This window comes from Ruegeria sp. BHSB058 (genome assembly GCF_059613285.1).
In genome coordinates this window covers 35,586-55,215 of sequence record NZ_JBXWSF010000020.1, presented here as the reverse complement: position 1 = coordinate 55,215, position 19,630 = coordinate 35,586, and the positions used below count along the sequence as shown (strand labels likewise).

At 58.4% G+C, this 19,630-nt stretch carries 15 protein-coding genes and 1 pseudogene; 11 read left to right on the top strand and 5 right to left on the bottom strand.

The genetic code is table 11. From position 1 onward, the window contains the following. The coding region (locus tag AC2FNB_RS07635; protein ID WP_496745463.1) for a pyridoxal-phosphate-dependent aminotransferase family protein at positions 1-761 on the bottom strand (761 nt) is incomplete at its 3' end. A 209-nt stretch (positions 762-970) separates the two neighbouring features. On the opposite strand from AC2FNB_RS07635, the gene AC2FNB_RS07630 reads away from it, so the two are divergent. Next, positions 971-2,860, top strand: a complete 1,890-nt coding sequence (locus AC2FNB_RS07630) for an ABC transporter ATP-binding protein (RefSeq protein WP_480749205.1) — start codon at positions 971-973, stop codon at positions 2,858-2,860. 11 nt (positions 2,861-2,871) lie between these two features. Here the strand turns inward: AC2FNB_RS07630 and eda are convergent, their stop codons facing one another. Genes eda through zwf form a run of 3 tightly spaced genes read right to left on the bottom strand, consistent with a single transcriptional unit; the run spans position 2,872 to position 6,763 of the window. Next, positions 2,872-3,501, bottom strand: coding sequence for a bifunctional 4-hydroxy-2-oxoglutarate aldolase/2-dehydro-3-deoxy-phosphogluconate aldolase (gene eda, locus AC2FNB_RS07625; RefSeq protein WP_496745461.1), 630 nt, complete (start codon positions 3,499-3,501; stop codon positions 2,872-2,874). Between the two features lie 9 nt (positions 3,502-3,510). Further along, positions 3,511-5,316 (bottom strand): phosphogluconate dehydratase, encoded by a 1,806-nt coding sequence (gene edd, locus AC2FNB_RS07620; RefSeq protein ID WP_496745459.1) that lies wholly within the window; start codon positions 5,314-5,316, stop codon positions 3,511-3,513. Position 5,317: 1 nt separating this feature from the next. After that, entirely contained in the window at positions 5,318-6,763 is a 1,446-nt protein-coding gene (gene zwf, locus AC2FNB_RS07615; RefSeq protein WP_496745457.1) for a glucose-6-phosphate dehydrogenase, read from the bottom strand. A gap of 624 nt (positions 6,764-7,387) precedes the next feature. Here zwf and AC2FNB_RS07610 point away from each other — a divergent pair. From AC2FNB_RS07610 to AC2FNB_RS07565, 10 genes are all read left to right on the top strand, one after another. Next, positions 7,388-9,196: a helix-turn-helix domain-containing protein gene (locus AC2FNB_RS07610; protein WP_480749202.1), complete on the top strand. Its 1,809-nt coding sequence runs from the start codon at positions 7,388-7,390 to the stop codon at positions 9,194-9,196. 93 nt (positions 9,197-9,289) lie between these two features. Then, positions 9,290-10,288 carry a flavin reductase gene (locus tag AC2FNB_RS07605; RefSeq protein WP_480749201.1) on the top strand — a complete coding sequence of 333 codons (999 nt, stop codon included), beginning with the start codon at positions 9,290-9,292 and terminating at the stop codon, positions 10,286-10,288. Continuing rightward, complete coding sequence (locus AC2FNB_RS07600) at positions 10,285-11,793, top strand: aldehyde dehydrogenase (RefSeq protein WP_496745455.1); 1,509 nt, start codon at positions 10,285-10,287, stop codon at positions 11,791-11,793. The genes AC2FNB_RS07605 and AC2FNB_RS07600 overlap by 4 nt, the downstream gene beginning before the upstream one ends. A gap of 9 nt (positions 11,794-11,802) precedes the next feature. Then, the gene (locus AC2FNB_RS07595) at positions 11,803-12,855 is read left to right on the top strand and encodes an LLM class flavin-dependent oxidoreductase (protein ID WP_480749199.1); all 1,053 of its coding nucleotides are present in this window, start codon (positions 11,803-11,805) and stop codon (positions 12,853-12,855) included. Between the two features lie 46 nt (positions 12,856-12,901). Further along, on the top strand, positions 12,902-13,978 hold the full coding sequence (locus AC2FNB_RS07590) for an ABC transporter substrate-binding protein (RefSeq protein ID WP_480749198.1): 1,077 nt from the start codon (positions 12,902-12,904) through the stop codon (positions 13,976-13,978). Positions 13,979-14,004: 26 nt separating this feature from the next. Continuing rightward, positions 14,005-14,829 carry an ABC transporter permease gene (locus AC2FNB_RS07585; protein ID WP_480749197.1) on the top strand — a complete coding sequence of 275 codons (825 nt, stop codon included), beginning with the start codon at positions 14,005-14,007 and terminating at the stop codon, positions 14,827-14,829. Further along, complete coding sequence (locus AC2FNB_RS07580; RefSeq protein WP_480749196.1) at positions 14,829-15,632, top strand: ABC transporter permease; 804 nt, start codon at positions 14,829-14,831, stop codon at positions 15,630-15,632. The genes AC2FNB_RS07585 and AC2FNB_RS07580 overlap by 1 nt, the downstream gene beginning before the upstream one ends. An 11-nt stretch (positions 15,633-15,643) precedes the next feature. After that, the gene (locus AC2FNB_RS07575) at positions 15,644-16,720 is read left to right on the top strand and encodes an ABC transporter ATP-binding protein (protein ID WP_496745452.1); all 1,077 of its coding nucleotides are present in this window, start codon (positions 15,644-15,646) and stop codon (positions 16,718-16,720) included. Next, positions 16,713-17,504 carry an alpha/beta fold hydrolase gene (locus AC2FNB_RS07570; protein ID WP_480749194.1) on the top strand — a complete coding sequence of 264 codons (792 nt, stop codon included), beginning with the start codon at positions 16,713-16,715 and terminating at the stop codon, positions 17,502-17,504. Before AC2FNB_RS07575 ends, AC2FNB_RS07570 begins: the two co-directional genes overlap by 8 nt. A gap of 21 nt (positions 17,505-17,525) precedes the next feature. Continuing rightward, entirely contained in the window at positions 17,526-18,128 is a 603-nt protein-coding gene (locus AC2FNB_RS07565; protein ID WP_496745450.1) for an amino acid synthesis family protein, read from the top strand. Positions 18,129-18,571: 443 nt separating this feature from the next. Here the strand turns inward: AC2FNB_RS07565 and AC2FNB_RS07560 are convergent. Then, positions 18,572-19,323: pseudogene (locus AC2FNB_RS07560) on the bottom strand (alkaline phosphatase family protein); the annotation flags it as partial. Positions 19,324-19,630: the final 307 nt, after the last annotated feature.

The window sequence follows — 19,630 nt, the reverse complement described above, 5'->3', positions numbered from 1 at the left end:
GTTGGAGCCGTTCCTCCGAAATACTGATAAAATTCGTCCGGATTGGCCCGAGGTTGCCAGTCCCAGTATTTCGTCACGCGCGGCATTGCCGACCGCTTGGCCTGTGCCTTGTCATTGAAAAAGACAAAACTCAGCCCTGGCGGCACCATAAGCCCCTTTTGGCAAGCGGCAACCATGACGTCGACACCCCACGCGTCCATCTCGAACCGCTCACAGGCCAGCGACGCGATGCAGTCGGCCATCAGCAGAGCGGGATGCTGCAGTTCGTCAAGAAGGTTTCGCAGCGCGGGTATGTCGTTTCGGATCGAACTCGATGTATCGACATGGACAGCGAGTACGGCCTTGATCTTGTGTTCCTGATCCTTGCGCAACACTTCGGCAATCCTGCCCAGATCCCATGCCGACGACCTGCCGAAATCGATCGTTCTGACCCTGGCGCCCAAGCCCCGCGCGATTTCTGCCCAGCCATGGGTGAATATGCCTGAAGCGGGTGCAAGCACCGTCTCACCGGGCGCTATGACGTTGGCAAGGGACGCCTCCCACGCGCCATGTCCGTTGGAGATATAAACGGACGCCTGATGCCGGGTGCGTGCGACGGCGCGCAGACCTTCGATAATGCCCGGCACCATCTCGACCAGTTCTCCGGAATAGATGTTGGGTGCAGGACGATGCATGGCCTGAAGGACCACGTCAGGAATGATCGATGGGCCCGGGATGGCGAGGTATTCGCGTCCTTGCGAGACTTTGCTGGAGTGTGACATGCGATCTGCCAGATGATTTTTGCGCCTACACTATGTTTACCGCAGACGGCGTCAAGCTGCGCATTTGCATGTACTCAGGTCGTCGCGTCAGCAAAGCCCCGCAGTTACATGAAAAAACCCTGCTCAGCTTGCGCAGTGCGGCCGGGGTGCTTAAATGGGCGCGTCATGACAAAAAAATACCCCCCTTTCCTGCATACGAAAGCCGGACGATGAGCGTCAAACCCAAATCCTCGGTCGAGCTGTTCGGCTGGTTGTGGGAGAAGTACCTGCGTCCACGCATGGGACTGCTTGCGATTGCAGCGGTCTTCATGATCATCGAAGGGTCAATGGTCGGCGCGATCAGTTACATGATGCAGCCGATGTTCGACAACATCTTCGTTCAGGGCAATTCCAACGCTCTGGTTTGGGTCAGCATTGCGTTTTTCGTGATCTTTTCGGTTCGGGGTCTTGCGGGTGTTACGCAAAAGGTGATCCTGTCCAGAATTTCGCAGGAAACAGCGGCGCATCTCAGAACAGATCTGCTGGACCATCTGATCCGGCAGGACACATCGTTCCATCAGGTTCATCCGCCGGGCTTTCTTATTCAGCGGGTGCAGGCAGACGTTGGCGCCGTGAACAACGTTTGGCAGATCATCATCCGGGGGGCGGGCAAGGATCTTGTGTCGCTCGTTGTGCTGATGGGTGTGGCGATCAATGTGGACTGGATCTGGACCGCGATCATGCTGATTGGCGTACCGCTGATGTTCCTGCCCATCGGTGCTGCGCAGCGCTATGTCCGCAAGAAAGCCGCGTCAGCCCGCGATCTCGGTGCAACGCTTTCGACACGATTGGACGAGATTTTCCACGGCATCGTACCGATAAAGCTGAACAATCTGGAACACTATCAGGCAGACCGTTTCGGCAAACACATGAACGGGTTCGTCCGTTCGGAAATCCGGGCCTCTTTCGGAACCGCCTCGATCACAGGCCTGATCGACGTGATGGCCGGTGTCGGCTTCATGGGCGTGCTTCTTTATGGCGGGGCCGAAATCATTTCGGGTGAAAAGACCGTCGGCCAGTTCATGAGCTTTTTCACAGCAATTGGACTGGCCTTCGACCCCATGCGGCGTTTGGCATCGATTTCCGGCACCTGGCAGGTCGCCGCCGCGGCGATGGAGCGGATCAAGGAATTGATGGATTCACCGATCCGGCTGAAATCGCCCGCCAAACCCGTTGCCGCGCCAAAGGGGTTGCCCGAGATCCTGTTGAAGGATGTTACTCTGTCCTATGGTGACGCCAAGGTCTTGCGCGGCCTGACCGTAACGGCAGAGGCGGGTAAGACCACCGCGCTTGTTGGTGCATCGGGCGCAGGAAAATCCACCGTGTTCAACCTGTTGACGCGCCTTGTCGATCCCAAGGACGGGTCGGTCGAAATTGCCGGGGTCGCGGTCAAGGACATGGCGCTGCCGGACCTGCGCAATCTGTTCTCCGTGGTGACGCAAGAGGCCTTGCTGTTCGACGAAACTCTGCGCGAAAATATCCTTCTGGGCCGCACCGACGTGACGGACGCGCAGTTGAAAGAGGTTCTGGACGCCGCCCACGTCACCGACTTTTTGCCCAAGCTTGAAAATGGGTTGGAGACGCTTGTCGGGCCGCGCGGATCGGCCCTGTCCGGCGGCCAGCGGCAGCGTGTGGTTATCGCGCGCGCCCTGCTGCGCAATACTCCGATCCTATTGCTGGACGAAGCGACATCGGCGCTGGACGCGCAATCGGAAAAGGTGGTTCAGGCCGCGTTGGACAAACTGTCTGGTGGACGAACCACCATCGTCATCGCGCACCGGCTGTCGACGATCCGGAATGCCGACAAGATTGTCGTGATGGATCGCGGGCGGGCAGTTGACGAGGGCACTCATGAAGAGCTGCTGGCGCGCGGCGGCATATATGCCGATCTATACCGTCTGCAATTCCAGGATGGATTGACTGTTGTCGATCCCGAAGGCGTCGCGGCACAGACCCGGCAACCTGTTGACGCGGATACGCAAGACCAGGGTTGGCTGCGCAAGGTCGTGGCACGGATGTTGGGCGGAAAGTCCGGGCAAAACTCGGTCGGCGCAAAATAGGTGGCGTCGGATCAGGGCTTTAGCGTCGCTGCTTCACGCGCCAGTTTCTCGATTCCAGCCCAGTCGCCCGCTGCGACCATGCGTTTCGGTGCAACCCAACTGCCGCCTGCGCAGATCACGTTCGGCAAGCTCAGATAGCTGATGGCATTTGCAGGGGAAACGCCACCGGTTGGGCAAAAAGATATCTGCGGCAACGGAGCGCCAATCGCCTTTAGCGCCGCAGAGCCGCCCGATGCTTCGGCGGGAAAGAACTTGAGCATGTCATAGCCCTGCTCCAAAAGACGCATTGCTTCGGTTGCAGTGGCGGCACCTGGCAACAGCGGCAACCCTTCGGACTCGCAGGCGGCAATCAATCTGTCGGTGGCGCCGGGCGACACCCCGAACTGCGCCCCGGCCTGTTTTGCGGCGCGCACGTCGTCGGGCGTGACCAGTGTTCCGGCCCCAACCACTCCGCCCGGCACCTCGGCCATCGCCCGGATCGCATCCAGCGCGGCAGATGTTCTCAGCGTGACCTCCAGCGCGGGCAAACCTCCTGCGATCAAAGCCTCTGCCAGGGGCCGGGCATGAGCTGCATCGTCGATAACAAGCACGGGGACAATTGGGGCGAGTTCGCAGATTTCGCGGGTGCGAGCTGTTTTCATTGTCACGATCTATCCTCCAAACACACTTGCCCCAGCATCGGCAGAACTGACGGCGGAACGGAAAGCTGCGAACAGTTCTCGCCCGACGCCAAACTGGTGTGCCGACAAATCGGCCTTGGCTGGCGCGCGGTCCAGAACGCCTTCGGTCAGTATTTCCAGAACGCCATGCTTGGCATCCACACGCACGATATCCCCGTCGCGCAGTTGAGAAATCGGACCACCATCCAGCGCTTCGGGACAGACATGGATTGCGGCAGGCACCTTGCCCGAAGCCCCGGACATACGCCCATCAGTAACCAGCGCCACCTTTTGTCCCCGCCCCTGAAGGATCGACAGGATCGGCGTTAGCGAATGCAGCTCGGGCATGCCATTGGCCTTGGGTCCCTGAAACCGCACAACCAACACCAGATCACTGGTCAGTTCGCCCGTCTTGAATGCCGCCTTCACTTCGTCCTGGTCGTGGAAGACCCGCACCGGGGCCTCGACACGCCAATGCTCCGGCGCGACTGCCGAGGTCTTCATCACCGCCGTTCCCAATGAACCACTGAGCCGGGACAGCCCGCCAGTCGGCTGAAACGGCTCCGAGGCTGGGCGCAGGATCTTGTCATTGAGGCTGGTCCCAGCCCCCTTCTGCCAGACCAGATTACCATCAATCAGCTTCGGCTCCTGCGTGTAATGATGCAGGCCCTTCCCTGCGACTGTTGTCGTGTCGGGATGCAGCAATCCTTCGTCCAACAGGGTCCCGATGGCATATCCGAGTCCGCCCGCCGCGTGGAAATGGTTCACATCGGCCAGGCCGTTGGGATAGACCCTTGCGATCAGGGGCACCGCTTGGGAAATATCGGAAAAGTCGTGCCAATCCAGAACGATCCCGCCTGCGCGCGCCATTGCGACAAGGTGGATCAGCAGGTTGGTGGACCCTCCGGTCGCCATCAAACCGACAATGCCGTTTACAAAGGCGCGCTCATCAAGAATCTTGCAGACCGGCGTATAGCTGTTTCCCAGGGCGCTTAGCGACAAGGCACGACGCGCGCCTTCTTCGGTCAGGGCGTCCCGCAGGGCGGTATTCGGGGTCACGAAACTGGACCCCGGCAGGTGCAGTCCCATGAACTCCATCAGCATCTGGTTTGTATTAGCCGTCCCGTAAAAGGTGCAAGTGCCCGGCCCATGATAGGCTGCCATCTCGGCTGCCATCAACTCGGCCCGCCCACATTCACCCGCCGCAAACTGCTGACGGACCTTTGCTTTTTCGTCATTGGCCAGGCCGCTGGTCATGGGACCGGCCGGCAGGAAGACCGCTGGCAGATGCCCAAAGGCCTGCGCAGCGATAACCAGCCCCGGAACGATCTTGTCGCAAACTCCAAGAAACACCGCTGCGTCAAAGGTGTTGTGACTGAGCGCCACCCCCGCCGCCATCGCAATCACGTCGCGTGAGAACAGCGACAATTCCATCCCCGCCGCCCCTTGTGTGACGCCGTCGCACATAGCCGGAACACCACCAGCCACCTGCGCGGTGCCACCCGCCGCGCGAGCTGCGTTGCGGATGAGCTCGGGATACCGCTCAAAGGGCTGATGCGCCGAGAGCATGTCATTATAGCTGGTGACGACCCCCAGATGCCCGGCGCTGCCGATAGCAAGCGCCTCTTGGTCTTCGCCCGCACCGGCATAGGCGTGCGCCTGACCACTGCAGGAGAGATGCGCGCGCGCCGGACCGGACGCCAAGGCATGCTCCATCCGCTGCAGATGAGCAGCGCGCAAGTCTTTGCTGCGGTCGACGATGCGCCGCGTGACCTGTTCGATGACCTTATTTACCATCTCACTCTCCGATCTGCCGCCAGCGTCGGCCATCGCGGTGCATAAGCATCAGCGCATCTTCGGGGCCGGAACTGCCTTGATCGTAAAGCGATGGGCGGTCGCGGTTGTCCTCCCAACTCTGGATGACAGGATCGACCCATGCCCATGCAGCTTCGACCTCGTCGCCGCGCATGAACAGGGTCTGGTCGCCGCGAATGACATCCATTACCAGCCGTTCATAGGCGTCCTGCGCGCGGGAATCCGCGCCCAGCGCCTCGGCAAAACTCATGTCCAGCGACACATCCGCCAGCCGGAACCCGCCCGGACCCGGATCCTTGATGGTGGTGCTCAGAGTGATGCCTTCGTCCGGCTGCAGGCGGATCACCAGTACGTTGCCGCGCAGGTGGCCGACATTGGGAAATATCGTATGTGGCGGGTCGCGGAAATACACGGCGATTTCGGATTCCCGTGCACGCAGGCGCTTGCCCGTTCGCAGATAGAACGGCACCCCGGCCCAGCGCCAGTTGCCGACACGCACCTTGAGCGCAATGAAGCTTTCGGTGCGGCTTTCCTTGTTGCCCACGTGATCGATAAAGCCGTCTGCACCCTTGTCGGCGCGATACTGCCCGCGCGCGATGTCACCGGGCTCCACCGGCTCAAGTGCCTCTATTACCTTGACTTTCTCGTCACGAACCGCGTTGGAGTTGAACTTTGACGGGGGTTCCATCGCGATGAGACAGAGAAGCTGGATCAGGTGATTCTGGATCATGTCCCGCATGGCACCGGACCTGTCATAATAGGCTTCGCGTCCCTCGATTCCGACGGTTTCGGCCACGGTGATCTGAACATGGTCGATATGGGTCGAATTCCACAAAGGTTCGAACAGCGAATTGGCGAAGCGCAGCGCCATCAGGTTCTGAACGGTTTCCTTGCCCAGATAATGATCAATGCGATAGATCTGATGTTCTTTGAAACACCCACGCAATTCCGCGTTCAGGGCCTGCGCCGAGGACAGGTCATGACCGAAAGGCTTTTCGATGACGATACGGCTTTCCAGAGTGGCCAGACCGTAGTCGTGCAACCGCCGCGCGATGCCGGAAAAGAGCGACGGGCCGACCGACAGATAGAAAGCGCGCACCGCGTCAGGGCGCAGGGAATTGACCAGATCGGACCAACCCGAGTCGCCCAGCGCATCGACCGGAATATATTCAACGCGCTCCAGGAAACGAGCCAAGATGTCCGATTTGTACTGGGGTGCGAACTGCCTTATGCCATTTTGTACAAGTTCCCGGAACGCCACGGCGTCCATATCAGAACGCGCCGAACCGATAATCCGGGCCGCGTCCGGCATCTGCCCGACCTCGAACCGGTGATAAAGACCGGGCAATATCTTGCGTTGCGCCAGATCGCCAGTCGCGCCGAACAGTACCAGATCGAACGGGTCAACCGGTATCACGCGTGAAACCATGTTCTGGGCTCCTCCTGAAATTTACCCGCCCTTGATGATATAGCGGTCGAGCGTCCGCTTCAAAGCCGCTATGTTAGCGTTAACATATTCATGTTGCTTCATACCAATTATGGCACGGATTGCAAGGCAGGATTCCCTTGTGCTTCAGAGACCCGCACCGATGATGACAGAAGTCCTGAGAAACCCTTGTTTTCTGAACGACCCAAGGTCGGCTCTTCCCAAACCAGTCTTCTGTGGTTTGTGCAGCGAAAGCCGGGCGTGAGTCCAACCTGTGAATTCGATTTTCGTGCTGCACGCGCTCGCAGCACCAGAAATGCCGCAGAGGCGTAAATTTCAGCGCCGCCGAGCAGCGGAAAGACCGGCCATTTGCGACCAAGCAGAAACTCTCAGAGGGCCACGTACAGGGTGCGGGGCAAAGGGTGAATTCGCCTAAGTGCACACCAATGACGGCCATGGAAAAATCTTCGGTCGGTTCCGGGGCAGAAGTAGTTGTTCGAAGAATAAATCGGTCAACCCGAGCCCATGGAATGCCAAACCTTTGTGAATTTTCATGTGTTTCCAATTATTTGCCCGCGCCGTTCACCAAACGGGTTCGTATTCTTGTTGCCTTGCTGACTGTCGGCTTTGCTGCGTATTCTGAAATATCCATGCAACCACGCGTCGGGGGGTCAATTGCACAAGCAACCTGTTATCGGTTCGGAAAATCTGCTGTTGAATATTTCCAGGCTCGCACGAGTCATCGACGACAGCCAAAACGCAGAGGAGACATATCAGTTACTAACCAAGGGAGTATGCGAGCATTCCAAATGGGATATCAGCAGTATTCAAGTGTTGGATCCCGAAGCGGGTCTGGCCATTCCGATTGTCCGATATGACCCGTATTACGGCGGCGACCTGAGCAAGGTCCCTGGCTGGGATGCGCGATTTTCTCCTGTGGGCCAGGTTCTGGAACAGCGCGAGCCGCTGATCATGCGCGATGTTGCGGCGCAGGATGACTTTCCGAGTTTCCGGGATGATGCGCGGCAGCGCGGTTATCACACTGCAGTCATGATACCGCTTGACGTGCGCGATTCCGGGCAACGCCAGATGGTCTATTCGGTCGCATCGAGGAAGGTCGTCGATGTCAGCGCCGCCGACCTGGGCTTTCTGCAATGCGTGGCGGAACTGACAAATATCGCGATGCGCAAGATGCGCAAACTGGAGGAGGAGCGTCAACAGGCGCAGAGACTGAAGAGCATTCTCGAGAACATGACGGCTTCGCTCAACAAGACGCTGGAATCCGAAGCGACGGATTCATTGGCCGAAGGCCTTAGTAGCCTGTTCCCTGCGGGGTGGCTGGCAGTCGATCTGACATCGGGCCGGGGATTGTTCAACCCCGCCGCCCCACCGCCACTTCAGTTGTCGACGGCAAGGCGCCTGCCCGACGATCTGATCCGTGCGGCGCTGGCTGCCAGAAACCTGGCGAGCGAAGAGCTTGTGGATTTGCGTATCGATGGCTCGCGGATTCGTGCCGAAGTTAGCGCCCTGCAAATTGATGGCAGGCACGTGGGCGCGTTGTTCTTTTTCCGCAACGCGGTTCTGAGCGATCATGAGAGGATCGCCGCACAGGCGGGCCGGCTTGCCTTGTCATCATTCATATTGCGCAGCTTCATCGAGTTCCGGTCCCGCCGGGTCACAGCGCGACGGCTTTTGTCGCGCCTGCTCAACGGCGACTGGAAAGACCTGGATGAAATACTTGACGAGGCGCATGTGTTGGATTTCGATCTGCAAACAGACATGCGTCTGGTTATGCTACGACTACCCACAAACCATGCCATAGATGTGGGCGCGCACAGTTTCATCCAACGAAACGCTCAGGCAAGTTTCGGCTCCGTCATCTCCTGTATACTGGAAGGCGACCTTGTCCTGTTGGTCAGCGACGCAGAAGACCGCGCGGCGAAACAAAAGACGACGTTTCTGTCACGCATCCTTTCCGTGCTCCCGCAGGGCATCGCACTGGTGATGTCGGAAAGGATCGGCAGTATCGACGGGCTTACCGCCGCGCGGCAGACCTGCGCGAACACGTTGGCGGTGGCGCATTCTCTGAAACAGACAGGTTGGGTCAGCCAGGTCAATATCGGCGATTTTCCGGTTCTGATGGCCTCGGCTGATGCGACGATGATTCAGAATTTTCTCGATAATGTCCTACCCGCGCCGCTAACCTGTGCATCGCGCAAGGCCCGGATCGCCCGGGAAACTATCGAGGTGTTCCTGCGGGCCGGCCGACGCTATCAGGAGGCCGCGGATTGCCTGGGCATTCACGTCACGACTTTGCGCTACCGGATAGAACAGATCAGCGACCAATATGGCGTCGATTTCAACGATTCGGATAAATGCTTTGAGTTTGATCTGGCATTGCGCCTTACGAAACTGATGAATTCATATGAAACGTAGGAAAAATACTTTTTGATCTAGATCAAACTGGTGGAAGCCGCGGGCCTGATTCCCTCTCTAATCTGACCGGGAACGGACAGGGAATCAGCGCGTATGGCGGCTCGGGCACAAGATGGCGAAAACGATCAGCGCTTGCGTTTGCGACAGGCATTCGGCAGCTTCACGACCGGTGTAACCGTCGTTACTGCGCGTGCCGAGGATGGAACGCCCATCGGGTTTACCGCCAACTCCTTTACATCGGTTTCTCTCGAGCCGCCCCTGCTGCTCGTGTGCCTCGCCAAGACCTCTTCCAACGTCGGCCACTTCTCCCGGGCTGGCTGCTTTGCGGTAAATATTCTTGGCGAGGCACAAAAAGATGTGTCCACCCGATTTGCCAGCCGGGTGCCTGACCGTTTCGAGGGAACCGACTGGACCGAAAGCATGTCAGGTAGTCCGCTCATCGGCGGGGCGGTTGCCTGGTTCGACTGTGAAACCGACAATCTGGTGGACGCGGGCGACCACATCATCCTGATCGGACGCATCACCGGGTTTCATCAGACTGACGGTCGCCCGCTGGCCTATTTGCGCGGGCATTACCTCGAACTGGGATTGGCAGAGACCGCCGCGGATTCTGTTTCGCATCACGGCGGTGTCCGGGTGGGTTGTCTGCTGGATCGTCAGGGCGAGGTTCTGCTGCGGCACACCGCCGAAGGCTGGAGCCTGCCCATGGGCGATGTGCGCCCCGTCTTTCGCGAGAGCCGCGCCTCGCTGGAAAGGGGGCTGGCTGACGCCGGGATCAATGCGGAACTTGGGTTTCTCTACTCGGTCTTCGATGCGCCCTCGGGCAACGCGACCTGGCTGATCTTTCACGGAGAAATGGAAGACGGTTCAGTGCCCGATGATCTGCGGCTCTTTCCGGTAACCGACCTGCCGCTGCAAGAGATCGCCTCGCGGCCCGTGCAGTCGGTCCTGCGGCGTTACCAGACAGAATATCGCGATGCGCGTTTCGGACTGTACGTGGATGGCACCGACAGTCCCGGCCGGATCAACCCGATCGACCGCCAATCGACCCCGTGGAGCAAATTGCTAGCAGAACAGGAGAACGTCACGTGACCGCATTTACCGTGGCAAGCATTCAGGATACGTGCCTGCCGATCCATTTCGGGGGTGCCTTTCGCCAATCGAACGGCGCAGAGATCGAATGTTTCGATCCCACCACCGGTCGGATCTGGTGCAGGATATCCGACTGCACCGATGCCGAGGTGGATGCCGCGGTCGAAGCTGCCCGCGATGCGATGCGTGATCCTGCGTGGTGTGACATCACCCAAAGCCAGCGCGGATTGCTGATGCTGAAGCTGGCGGAAATCCTTGAACGCAATATCGATCGCATCGCCGAAATCGAGGTGAAGGACAACGGCAAGCTATTGCGTGAAATGCGGGCGCTGGCACAGGCGTTGCCGGTGGGTCTGCGCTATTTCGCGGGTATGGCCGACAAGATCGAGGGCACAACGATACCGGTCAACAAACCCGACATGCTTAATTTCACGGTACGCGAGCCGTTGGGCGTGATTGGGGTCATCATTCCCTGGAATTCCCCGCTTTACATGATGATCCGCGCTATTGCGCCCGCGCTGGCCTGTGGCAACGCGGTGGTCGTCAAACCGTCCGAACATGCCTCGGCGGGGGCCGTCGCATTCGCCGAAATGGTGGCAGAGGCGGGATTCCCCGACGGAGTGTTCAACGTTGTCACAGGCTACGGCCATAGCGCCGGCAACGCGCTGATCACCCACCCCGGCATTGCCAAGATCGACTTTACCGGCGGTCCTGCGACCGGTCGGGTCATTGCGCGAAACGCCGCTGATCAACTGACGCCAGCCACGCTTGAGCTGGGTGGAAAGTCGCCCAACGTGGTGTGTGATGACGCCGATCTGGATGCCGCGGCCAACGGTGTGGTCGCGGGAATTTTTGCTGCTGCCGGTCAAACCTGCGTGGCAGGTTCGCGTTGTTTCATACAGGAAAGCGTTTATGACGATGTGGTTGCCCGCATCATCGACAGAACCCGCGCCATCACGATCGGTGATCCACGACGGGATGACGTGCAGCTCGGCCCTCTGGCGCTGTGGTCACAGGTTGAAAAAGTCGCTGAATTTGTCGAAAGCGCCAAGTCACAGGGCGCCACGCTGGCCTTTGGCGGTGGTCGTCCTTCGGGCTTGGGTGAGGGGTGGTATGTCGAACCTATCATTTTCACCGATGTGACCAACGACATGCGGATTGCCCGGGAAGAAGTGTTCGGCCCGGTGCTGTCCATCCTGAAATTCCGCGACGAAGATGACCTTTTAAAACAGGCCAATGACAGCGACTTCGCGCTGGCCTCGGGCATCTGGACGCAGAACATCAATCGCGCGCTGCGCTTCATGCGCAGGATCGAGGCCGGGATGGTCTGGATCAACACCTACCGCAGCCCTTCCGTGATGTCGCCCGTGGGTGGCTTCAAGGACTCAGGCTACGGCAAACACAACGGCTTTGCCGCCATCGAAGAGTACAGCCGCATCAAGACAGTCGTGATCGACTATTCCGGCGCCCAGCAGGACGCCTTTGTGATGCGGATCAACAAATAGGACCAACACATGAAATTTTCCATTATCGTGAACATGGCCCGTTTCGACACATCCAAGACAATGGATGTGGTGGCCGATGAGGCACTCGATCTGGTCAGAATAGCCGATCAGGGCGGGTTCGACATCATTTGGACCGCCGAACACCATACGATCGAGCTGACGATTTCCCCGAACCCGTTCCAGTTGCTGGCACATTGGGGCAATCACACCAAGAACGCCCGGCTTGGTACGGCGGTGGTCGCGGCGCCCTATTGGCATCCGATCCGGCTGGCCGGTGAGGCGGCAATGTGTGACATCCTGACCGGTGGCCGGCTGGAGCTGGGTCTGGGTCGCGGTGCTTATCAGTACGAATTCGACCGCATGGCCGGTGGCATGCCCCAGGGCGAGGGCGGCAGATACCTGCGCGAAATCATCCCGGCGGTTCAGCGGCTGTGGGAAGGTGACTATGCCCATGACGGAGAGTTATGGAATTTCCCTTCAGTGGCCTGTGTGCCTAAACCGCTTGGCAAACCGCCCAGCATGTGGGTGGCGGCGCGTGATCAGAATACGTTCGAATTCGCGCTGAAGAACAATTGCAACGTCATGTCCACAGCCCTGCGCAAAGATTTTTCCGAGGTCGAAGACCTTGTCGAAAAATTCGGCAATGCCAGCAATGCAGCCGGAAACCCGGCCCGTCTGGAACATGCCACTTTGCGGGTCTGCTGTGTCTACGACGATCCCGGCGTACTTGATACGGCGGTAAAGTCGGTGGTTAACTTCGGTCGCAACTTCGAAAACCTGTTCAAGAATTCCGGCGCGGTGACCGACGGGTTCCCCGAGCCGGTGGATTTCGACACGGTCGCCGGACGCGGGGAATATCAGGCCGAAAACCTGAAACAGAACCTGCTGTTCGGTACGCCGGATGAAATCATCGAAAAGCTGGAACGCTATCAGGCCGCAGGAATCAACCACATCATGATCGGCCCCACCTTCGGGTTGCCGCATGACGTGGCGGTGCGAACCGTCGAGCTGTTCGGCGAACGCGTCATCCCCTATTTCCGTGCCAAGGAAATGGCGGCCTGACGGCTCGCGGGATGGGAAATGCAAACAACAACAGGGAGCCAAACCAATGACTGATCAAAACAAAATGGCGGGTCTGAGCCGCCGCAAATTCCTAAGCACGTCGCTTTATGCCTCTGCTTCTGTGGCCGCGCTCGGCGTTGCAAGCCGCCCTGCCATGGCCGCCGTCGACCTGTCAGGCCGCGAGATGGTGTTCGCCAGCTGGGGCGGAAGCTATCAGGCTGCACAGGAGGCTGCCTATTGCAACCCGTTCATGGAAGAAACCGGCGCTCTGATTATCCAGGACGGCCCGATGGACGGTTCCAAGCTGCGCACCATGGTGGAAGCGGGCGAACCAATCTGGGATACGGTTGACGTAACCGACACCTTCCTCTTTGCCAATGAAGACCTGTTCGAGGACCTGGATTTTGACATTGTCGATGCCAGCGAGCTGGACCAGGCGTACGTTCACCGCAAGGGGATCGGCTGTATCGTGTGGTCTTACAACATTGGCTACAACTCCGATGTCGTGGGCGACAATGCGCCGCAAAGTTGGGCAGATGTCTTTGATGTCGAGAAATATCCGGGCAAGCGCGCTTTACGCGACCGGGTCTATCCGATGATGGAGATTGCACTGATGGCCGACGGTGTCGCACCCGAGGACCTTTATCCGCTGGACGTGGATCGTGCCTTTGCCAAGCTCGACACCATCAAGGATCATGTGATCTGGTACAGTTCCAACTCTGTCAGCCAGCAACTATTCGTCGACAAGGAAGTTGGAGTCGGTGTGATCCTCAACGGACGCGCGTTCGACGTAAACCAAAAAGGGGCACCGGTGAACATCAGCTGGAACCAGAACATCCGGTCGATCGACTATCTGGTGATTCCCAAAGGGGCACCAAACGCCGAGGTCGCGCAGCACTTCATGAACGCAACAGCGGACGCCGACAATCAGGCACTGATGGCTAACACGCTGGCCTATGCGCCGGTGAACCCTGCTGCCTTTGCCAATGTCAACGAGGACGTTTTACCTTGGCTTGCCACGAGCGAGGACAATCAGGCCAAGGGGTTCCTGATCCGAGCCGATTACTGGCGCGACAACCTTGCAGAGCTGACCGAACGCTGGACAGAGTGGAAGCTAACCTGACGTAAACCAACCGGAGACGCTGCGCGATGTTCCTGAAGGATCGTAACATCTGGCTACTGGCACCGGCAGTGCTGTTGGTCGGGTTATGTTTTCTCTATCCCGTTAGCTGGCTGTTACAGCGCAGCGTCTCTGAACCCGTCTGGGGTTTGCAGAATTACATCACGATTTTTTCCCGAACGATCTATCTGGGTGTTCTGTGGAACACCGTGGCGATTGCCGGGGCAACGACGATTTTATGCGCGTTGATCGGGTTTCCGGTCGCCTACTCCATGGTTCATTCAAGCCCCTGGGTGCGCAAGGTTCTGATCTTTTCGGTCCTGATCCCGTTCTGGACCTCGATCCTGGTACGCAGTTTCGCCTGGCTGGTGATCCTGCAACGCGGCGGGATCATCAACGACATCCTGATCGGCATCGGCCTCCTCACAGAACCGCTGGACCTGGTTTACAACCGTTTTGGAGTGTTGCTGGGAATGGTGCAGGTGCTGTTGCCCTTCATGGTCTTTCCCCTGTTCTCCGTCATGGCGCGCATCGACGGGTCGTATTTCAAGGCCGCCACCAACCTTGGCGCCACCCCCATCCGGGCGTTTTTCCGGATCTACCTGCCGCTTTGCCTGCCGGGGTTGGCAACCGGGGCGATGCTCGTCTTCATCATCGCGCTTGGGTATTTCATTACCCCGGCTTTGCTGGGTGGCCGCGGCGATATCATGATCGCACAGCTGATCTTCGAGAGGATCGACGAATTCGGCGACTGGCCGCTGGCGTCCGCCCTGGCCATCGTTCTGCTGGTCGGGACCGGCCTGCTGTTCCTGCTGATCAACGCCCTCCTCAAGATCAAGGGAAGGCGCATCTGATGTTCCATTCCGATCGGTTCTGGGGCGGGGTGCGCGGCGTGATCAACGTTCTGTTGGTCATCTACATGTTGTCGCCGCTGGTGATTACCTTGGTAATCTCGTTCAGTTCGGCGCTGTACCTCACCTTCCCACCGCCTGGCTTTTCGCTGCAATGGTACGAGAAGATGTTCAACAATCCGACTTGGACGAGAACGCTCTGGACGTCGGTGAAGATCCTTTTGCCCACTGCAATCATCGCCACAATATTTGGCACCGCTGCTGCACTTGCGCTCAGCCGGATGCAAAGCAAATGGGCAATAGCGATCCGTGGTATCCTGATGGCACCGCTGATTATCCCGGTGATCATCACTGCCGCTGCGATCTTCGGCGTGTTCCGGATTTGGGGCCTTTACGGTACACTCTCCGGGCTGGTCATCGCGCATGTGATCCTGACCCTGCCCTTTGTTCTGTCGACTGTAAGCGCCAATCTGGCCGTGTTCGACAAGCGTCTAGAGGACGCCGCCGCAAATTGTGGCGCACCCCCATGGACTGCATTCCGCCGGGTTACCCTGCCGCTGATCGCGCCCTCGGTGATGTCAGGCATGTTGTTTGCAATGGTCATCTCTTTTGACGAACTCGTTGTATCGCTGTTTCTATCGACACCAAGGGTGCGCCCGGTAACGGTGCAGATGTGGTCGAACGTCAAGGGTGACACTGACCCGACCATTGCCGCCATCGCGACAGTGCTGTTCTTGTTTTCTCTCTTCGCCCTTCTGATGGATGGGCTTGCGCGACGCCGTTCCGGCCGTGCGCCCGGGCTGTAAGGACCTCCCAGATGACCGACCCAATTCTCAAACTTTCTGAAGTCGGCAAGGCCTATGGAAGTGTTGTTGCTGCCAAGGATATCAATCTTGATGTTGCACCGGGCGAATTTGTCACTTTCCTTGGGCCCTCTGGGTCGGGCAAAACCACTACCTTGATGATGGTTGCAGGTTTCACCGAACCAACCAAAGGACATATCCAGCTGGAAGGCAAACCACTTGATCCGATCCCGGTATGGAAACGCGACATCGGCATGGTGTTTCAACATTATGCACTGTTCCCGCATATGTCTGTGGCCCAAAACGTAGCCTTTCCATTAGAGATGCGAGGCGTACCCAAGGCGGACCGCCGCGCGCGGGTCGAGGAAGCGATGGAAATGGTGGGTCTGGCCGGGTTTGGCCTGCGTTTGCCCAAGGAACTGTCGGGGGGTCAACAACAGCGCGTGGCTCTGGCCCGCGCCATGGTGTTCAAGCCTCGGCTTCTTTTGATGGATGAACCTCTTGGTGCGCTCGACAAGAAACTTCGCGAGCATATGCAGATCGAAATCATGCATTTGCACAAGAACCTTGGTGCAACTGTTTTGTACGTTACCCACGATCAGGAAGAGGCATTGGTGATGTCCGACCGAATTGCCGTATTCAACGAGGGTCGTATTGAGCAGATCGGCACACCGCACGATCTCTACGAGGCACCCCAGACCAAATTTGTCGCTGACTTCATCGGCGAGACCAATTTCGTTTCCGGCCGGATCGAAGCGGCGACAGGGAAAAATGCCAAGGTGCGTGGTCTCAGCGGGCAGATGGATGCTCCTCTGCCTGAGGGCGCGGCTGCTGTTCTGGCGATCAGGCCCGAGCGGCTTCACGTCGTGGGCGGGACAAATGCATCAGGCGATGACAACACGCTCAGCGGCACCGTAAAGGAGCTGATCTACCTCGGACAGTCGCGCAAGGCGATCATCGCACTTGAGGACGGCACAGAAGTGATCGCATTGGAACAAGCCGCGCAGGCCGAGGCGACCGCGCTCGAAATCGGATCGCAGGCAACGCTCAGTTTTAGGTCGCGGGATGCCCGGATTCTTGCGGATGTTTAAGCGCGGAGCGGCGGTAGCGCTCAACTACCGTGATGAAGGAACCGGCCCCCCGGTTTTGCTGATCCATGGCGTGGGTGCCGATTTGGAAAGTTGGGATGGTGTGCTGTCACACATGTCGCCGGATCGGCGTTATGTTCGTTATGATCAGCGCGGGCACGGGCAATCACAGCGAACGCCGGGGCCTTATACGCTGGATGATCTAAGTGGCGATGCCGTCGCTTTGCTGGATCATCTGGGGTTGAACCGTGTTTCGGTCATCGGCTTTTCTCTGGGCGGTCTGGTGGCGCAATCCCTGGCGCTGTCTCATCCTGACCGTGTGCAATCCCTTACTCTGGTTTCTACCGTCGCGGGTCGCACACCTGATGAGCAGGCCCGCGTCAACGAACGTGCCGAAACCCTTGCGCGCGAAGGAGCGACAACCCATCTGTCCAACGCCGTTGATCGTTGGTTCACTCCCGAATTCGCCGCGGCCCACCCCGAGGTACTGGAGGCGCGCCGTCAGAAATCCCTGCAAAATGACCCAGATTGCTACGTCGCCGCTTATCGCGTGCTTGCAGGCAGCGATCTGGGGGATCAACTCGAACGTATCGCCGTGCCGACGCTGATCATGACTGGCGAAAAGGACATTGGTTCTAATCCACGCATGTCGGAATTCATCCATGCACGGATCGCCGGATCAGAACTGCACATCCTGCCTCGCCTCAAACACTCGGTGCTGCTGGAAGCCCCCGATCAAATTGGTGGCCTGATTGACCCATTCCTCGCCGCCAATTGTGGCACCTAACCCCAAATAGGCAGAGAACATATGACACCCGAAGTTCGCAAATACGTCGCCTTTATCGAAGACACTCTGATCGAAGGCCACAAACCGGCAACCCCGCCATTGCGTATGGCCGCCGTCGCCGCCGTTCTGAAAAACCCGTGGTCTGGTCGGTTTGTCGAGGATCTGCGCCCCGAAATTCACGCTTTCGCTCCGGTGCTCGGAGAGGAGATGGTCGGCCGGCTCATGCCGCTGGTGGGTGGCGGCGAAAACGTCGAGGCGTTTGGAAAATCCGCCATTGTTGGCGTGAACGGTGAGGTCGAACACGGATCAGCCCTAATCCATACCCTGCGGTTTGGCAATTTTTTGCGCGACGCGGTGCAAAGCAGTGAGTTCATTCCGTTTTCAAACAAACGTGGCGGGCCGGGCAATTCGATCACCATGCCGCTCAAGCATATAACCCGGGGCGGTGCGCGCTCTCACTTTATGACCGTAGAGTTTAACATTCCCGATGCGCCCGCCGCCGATGAAATCCTGATCGCGATCGGCGTGGCAACAGGTGGCCGCCCGCATCATCGCATCGGTGATCGTTTCAAGGATATGGAAGATCTCGATCACGATCAAACCGTGCGACCCCGCCAAGATTAGAAACCTGCCTGCCAACGACCACAAATTAGATGGTATTGCAGCCCTTTCGGCTGCGCGCAGCACTGGTGGATCTGGGCTCTTCACAGCCATGCTGTGTCGCCGCGATCCGCGATGATGACACGCTCTGAGACAGTCCTTTGGCCAAGTCCTCGCACCTTCCGGCCAAACATCCGCAACTGCACGGAGTTCCCGAATTTTCGAGATATTCGTGTGCCGTTTTCTATCTGGCAGCGGGCATTCTGGCAAGGAGCGGCGGATTCAACGGCTGAGCCTATTTTGCAAATGCTGCGAGATACACAAATAGCGACCTTACACTCAAAGCTGTCTTTCAAAGTTGGAATGTTTTGGTTCGGTTGATCCGCAAAAAGGGGTGGCGCCGATATTGACGCCACCCAGGTTGCGCGAACTCATCGCGACAGGGAGGTCATATTTGCGAGTGTGACTCAGTTTAGGAAACTGTCCTCCGACATGGGTCCAGGGATTGGCAGACCCAGGCGGGAAATGACTGTTGGGGCGAGCTGGGTAAGTTTCAGGGCCGTTTCGGGATCGGGGCCGTTTGCTCCGCCGAAGTAATAAAGGGCGACGTCTTGCTGGTCTTCACCGCGCCCGCCATGGTGACCGCGCATCGACTGGCGGTGATCGGCGGTAACGATCACCTCGTAGCCGTTGTCACGCCAGCGCCGGATATAGGGCGTCAGCTGAGCGTCGAGGGCGCAGCACGCGCCGTCCATCTCTTCACAGTCATGTTTGAACCTGTGGCCCATGCTATCAAGCGTGCAGGTGTGCAGAATGCCGAAATTGAGGTTGTAGCGCTCTGTCAGCATGGTCAGCGTCGCGAAGAGGTCGGCATCACTGGGCGTCATCTGGTTGGCTGGCCAGTACCCCGCCATCGTGTGGAAGCGGCCATGGTTGATGGTGCCGCTCTCGGGCTCGTCATATTCGATGTCGCGGACCGGATCGAAGGGCGCGCGGTTGAAAAACTCTGACCAGTAGGAATGGGCCACGGCCCGGTCACGCCACCCCGCTTGCGCACCTCCGAAAAGATATCGGGCATCGAGAAGCGAAACACATCGTGGTTGCCGGTCGATCCATGTACGGCAGGCACCACGCCGGTATGGATCGAGGCATCGCAAGAGGCCGAGGTCGAGGGCAGCGGGGGCTCTGATGATGTGACCCAGAAGGCAATATTTTGGAACTGGATCAATCTATCACTCAATAAGACCAGCCCTTGGCGCAACTGCAGCGAAATGGCGCTTTGTCCTGCATGGATGGCTCCTGCAAAGCAAGACATTTTTGAGGTGATTTGCATTTTGTCAGAAGCGGTCTTGTGTTCGGCCTTTAGACGCGGTGCACGTGACCGCTGGCCCTGATGGTTTACGCGACCCGCGCGGCGAGGTCAGTTAGCAGATATTTCCGTCCAGTGGCGTTTGGCCGCTTCGGGCTGCGATATGCCGACTGCATCCGCAAAAACCAGTTCACATGGCAACGGCAGCCGTGGCCTC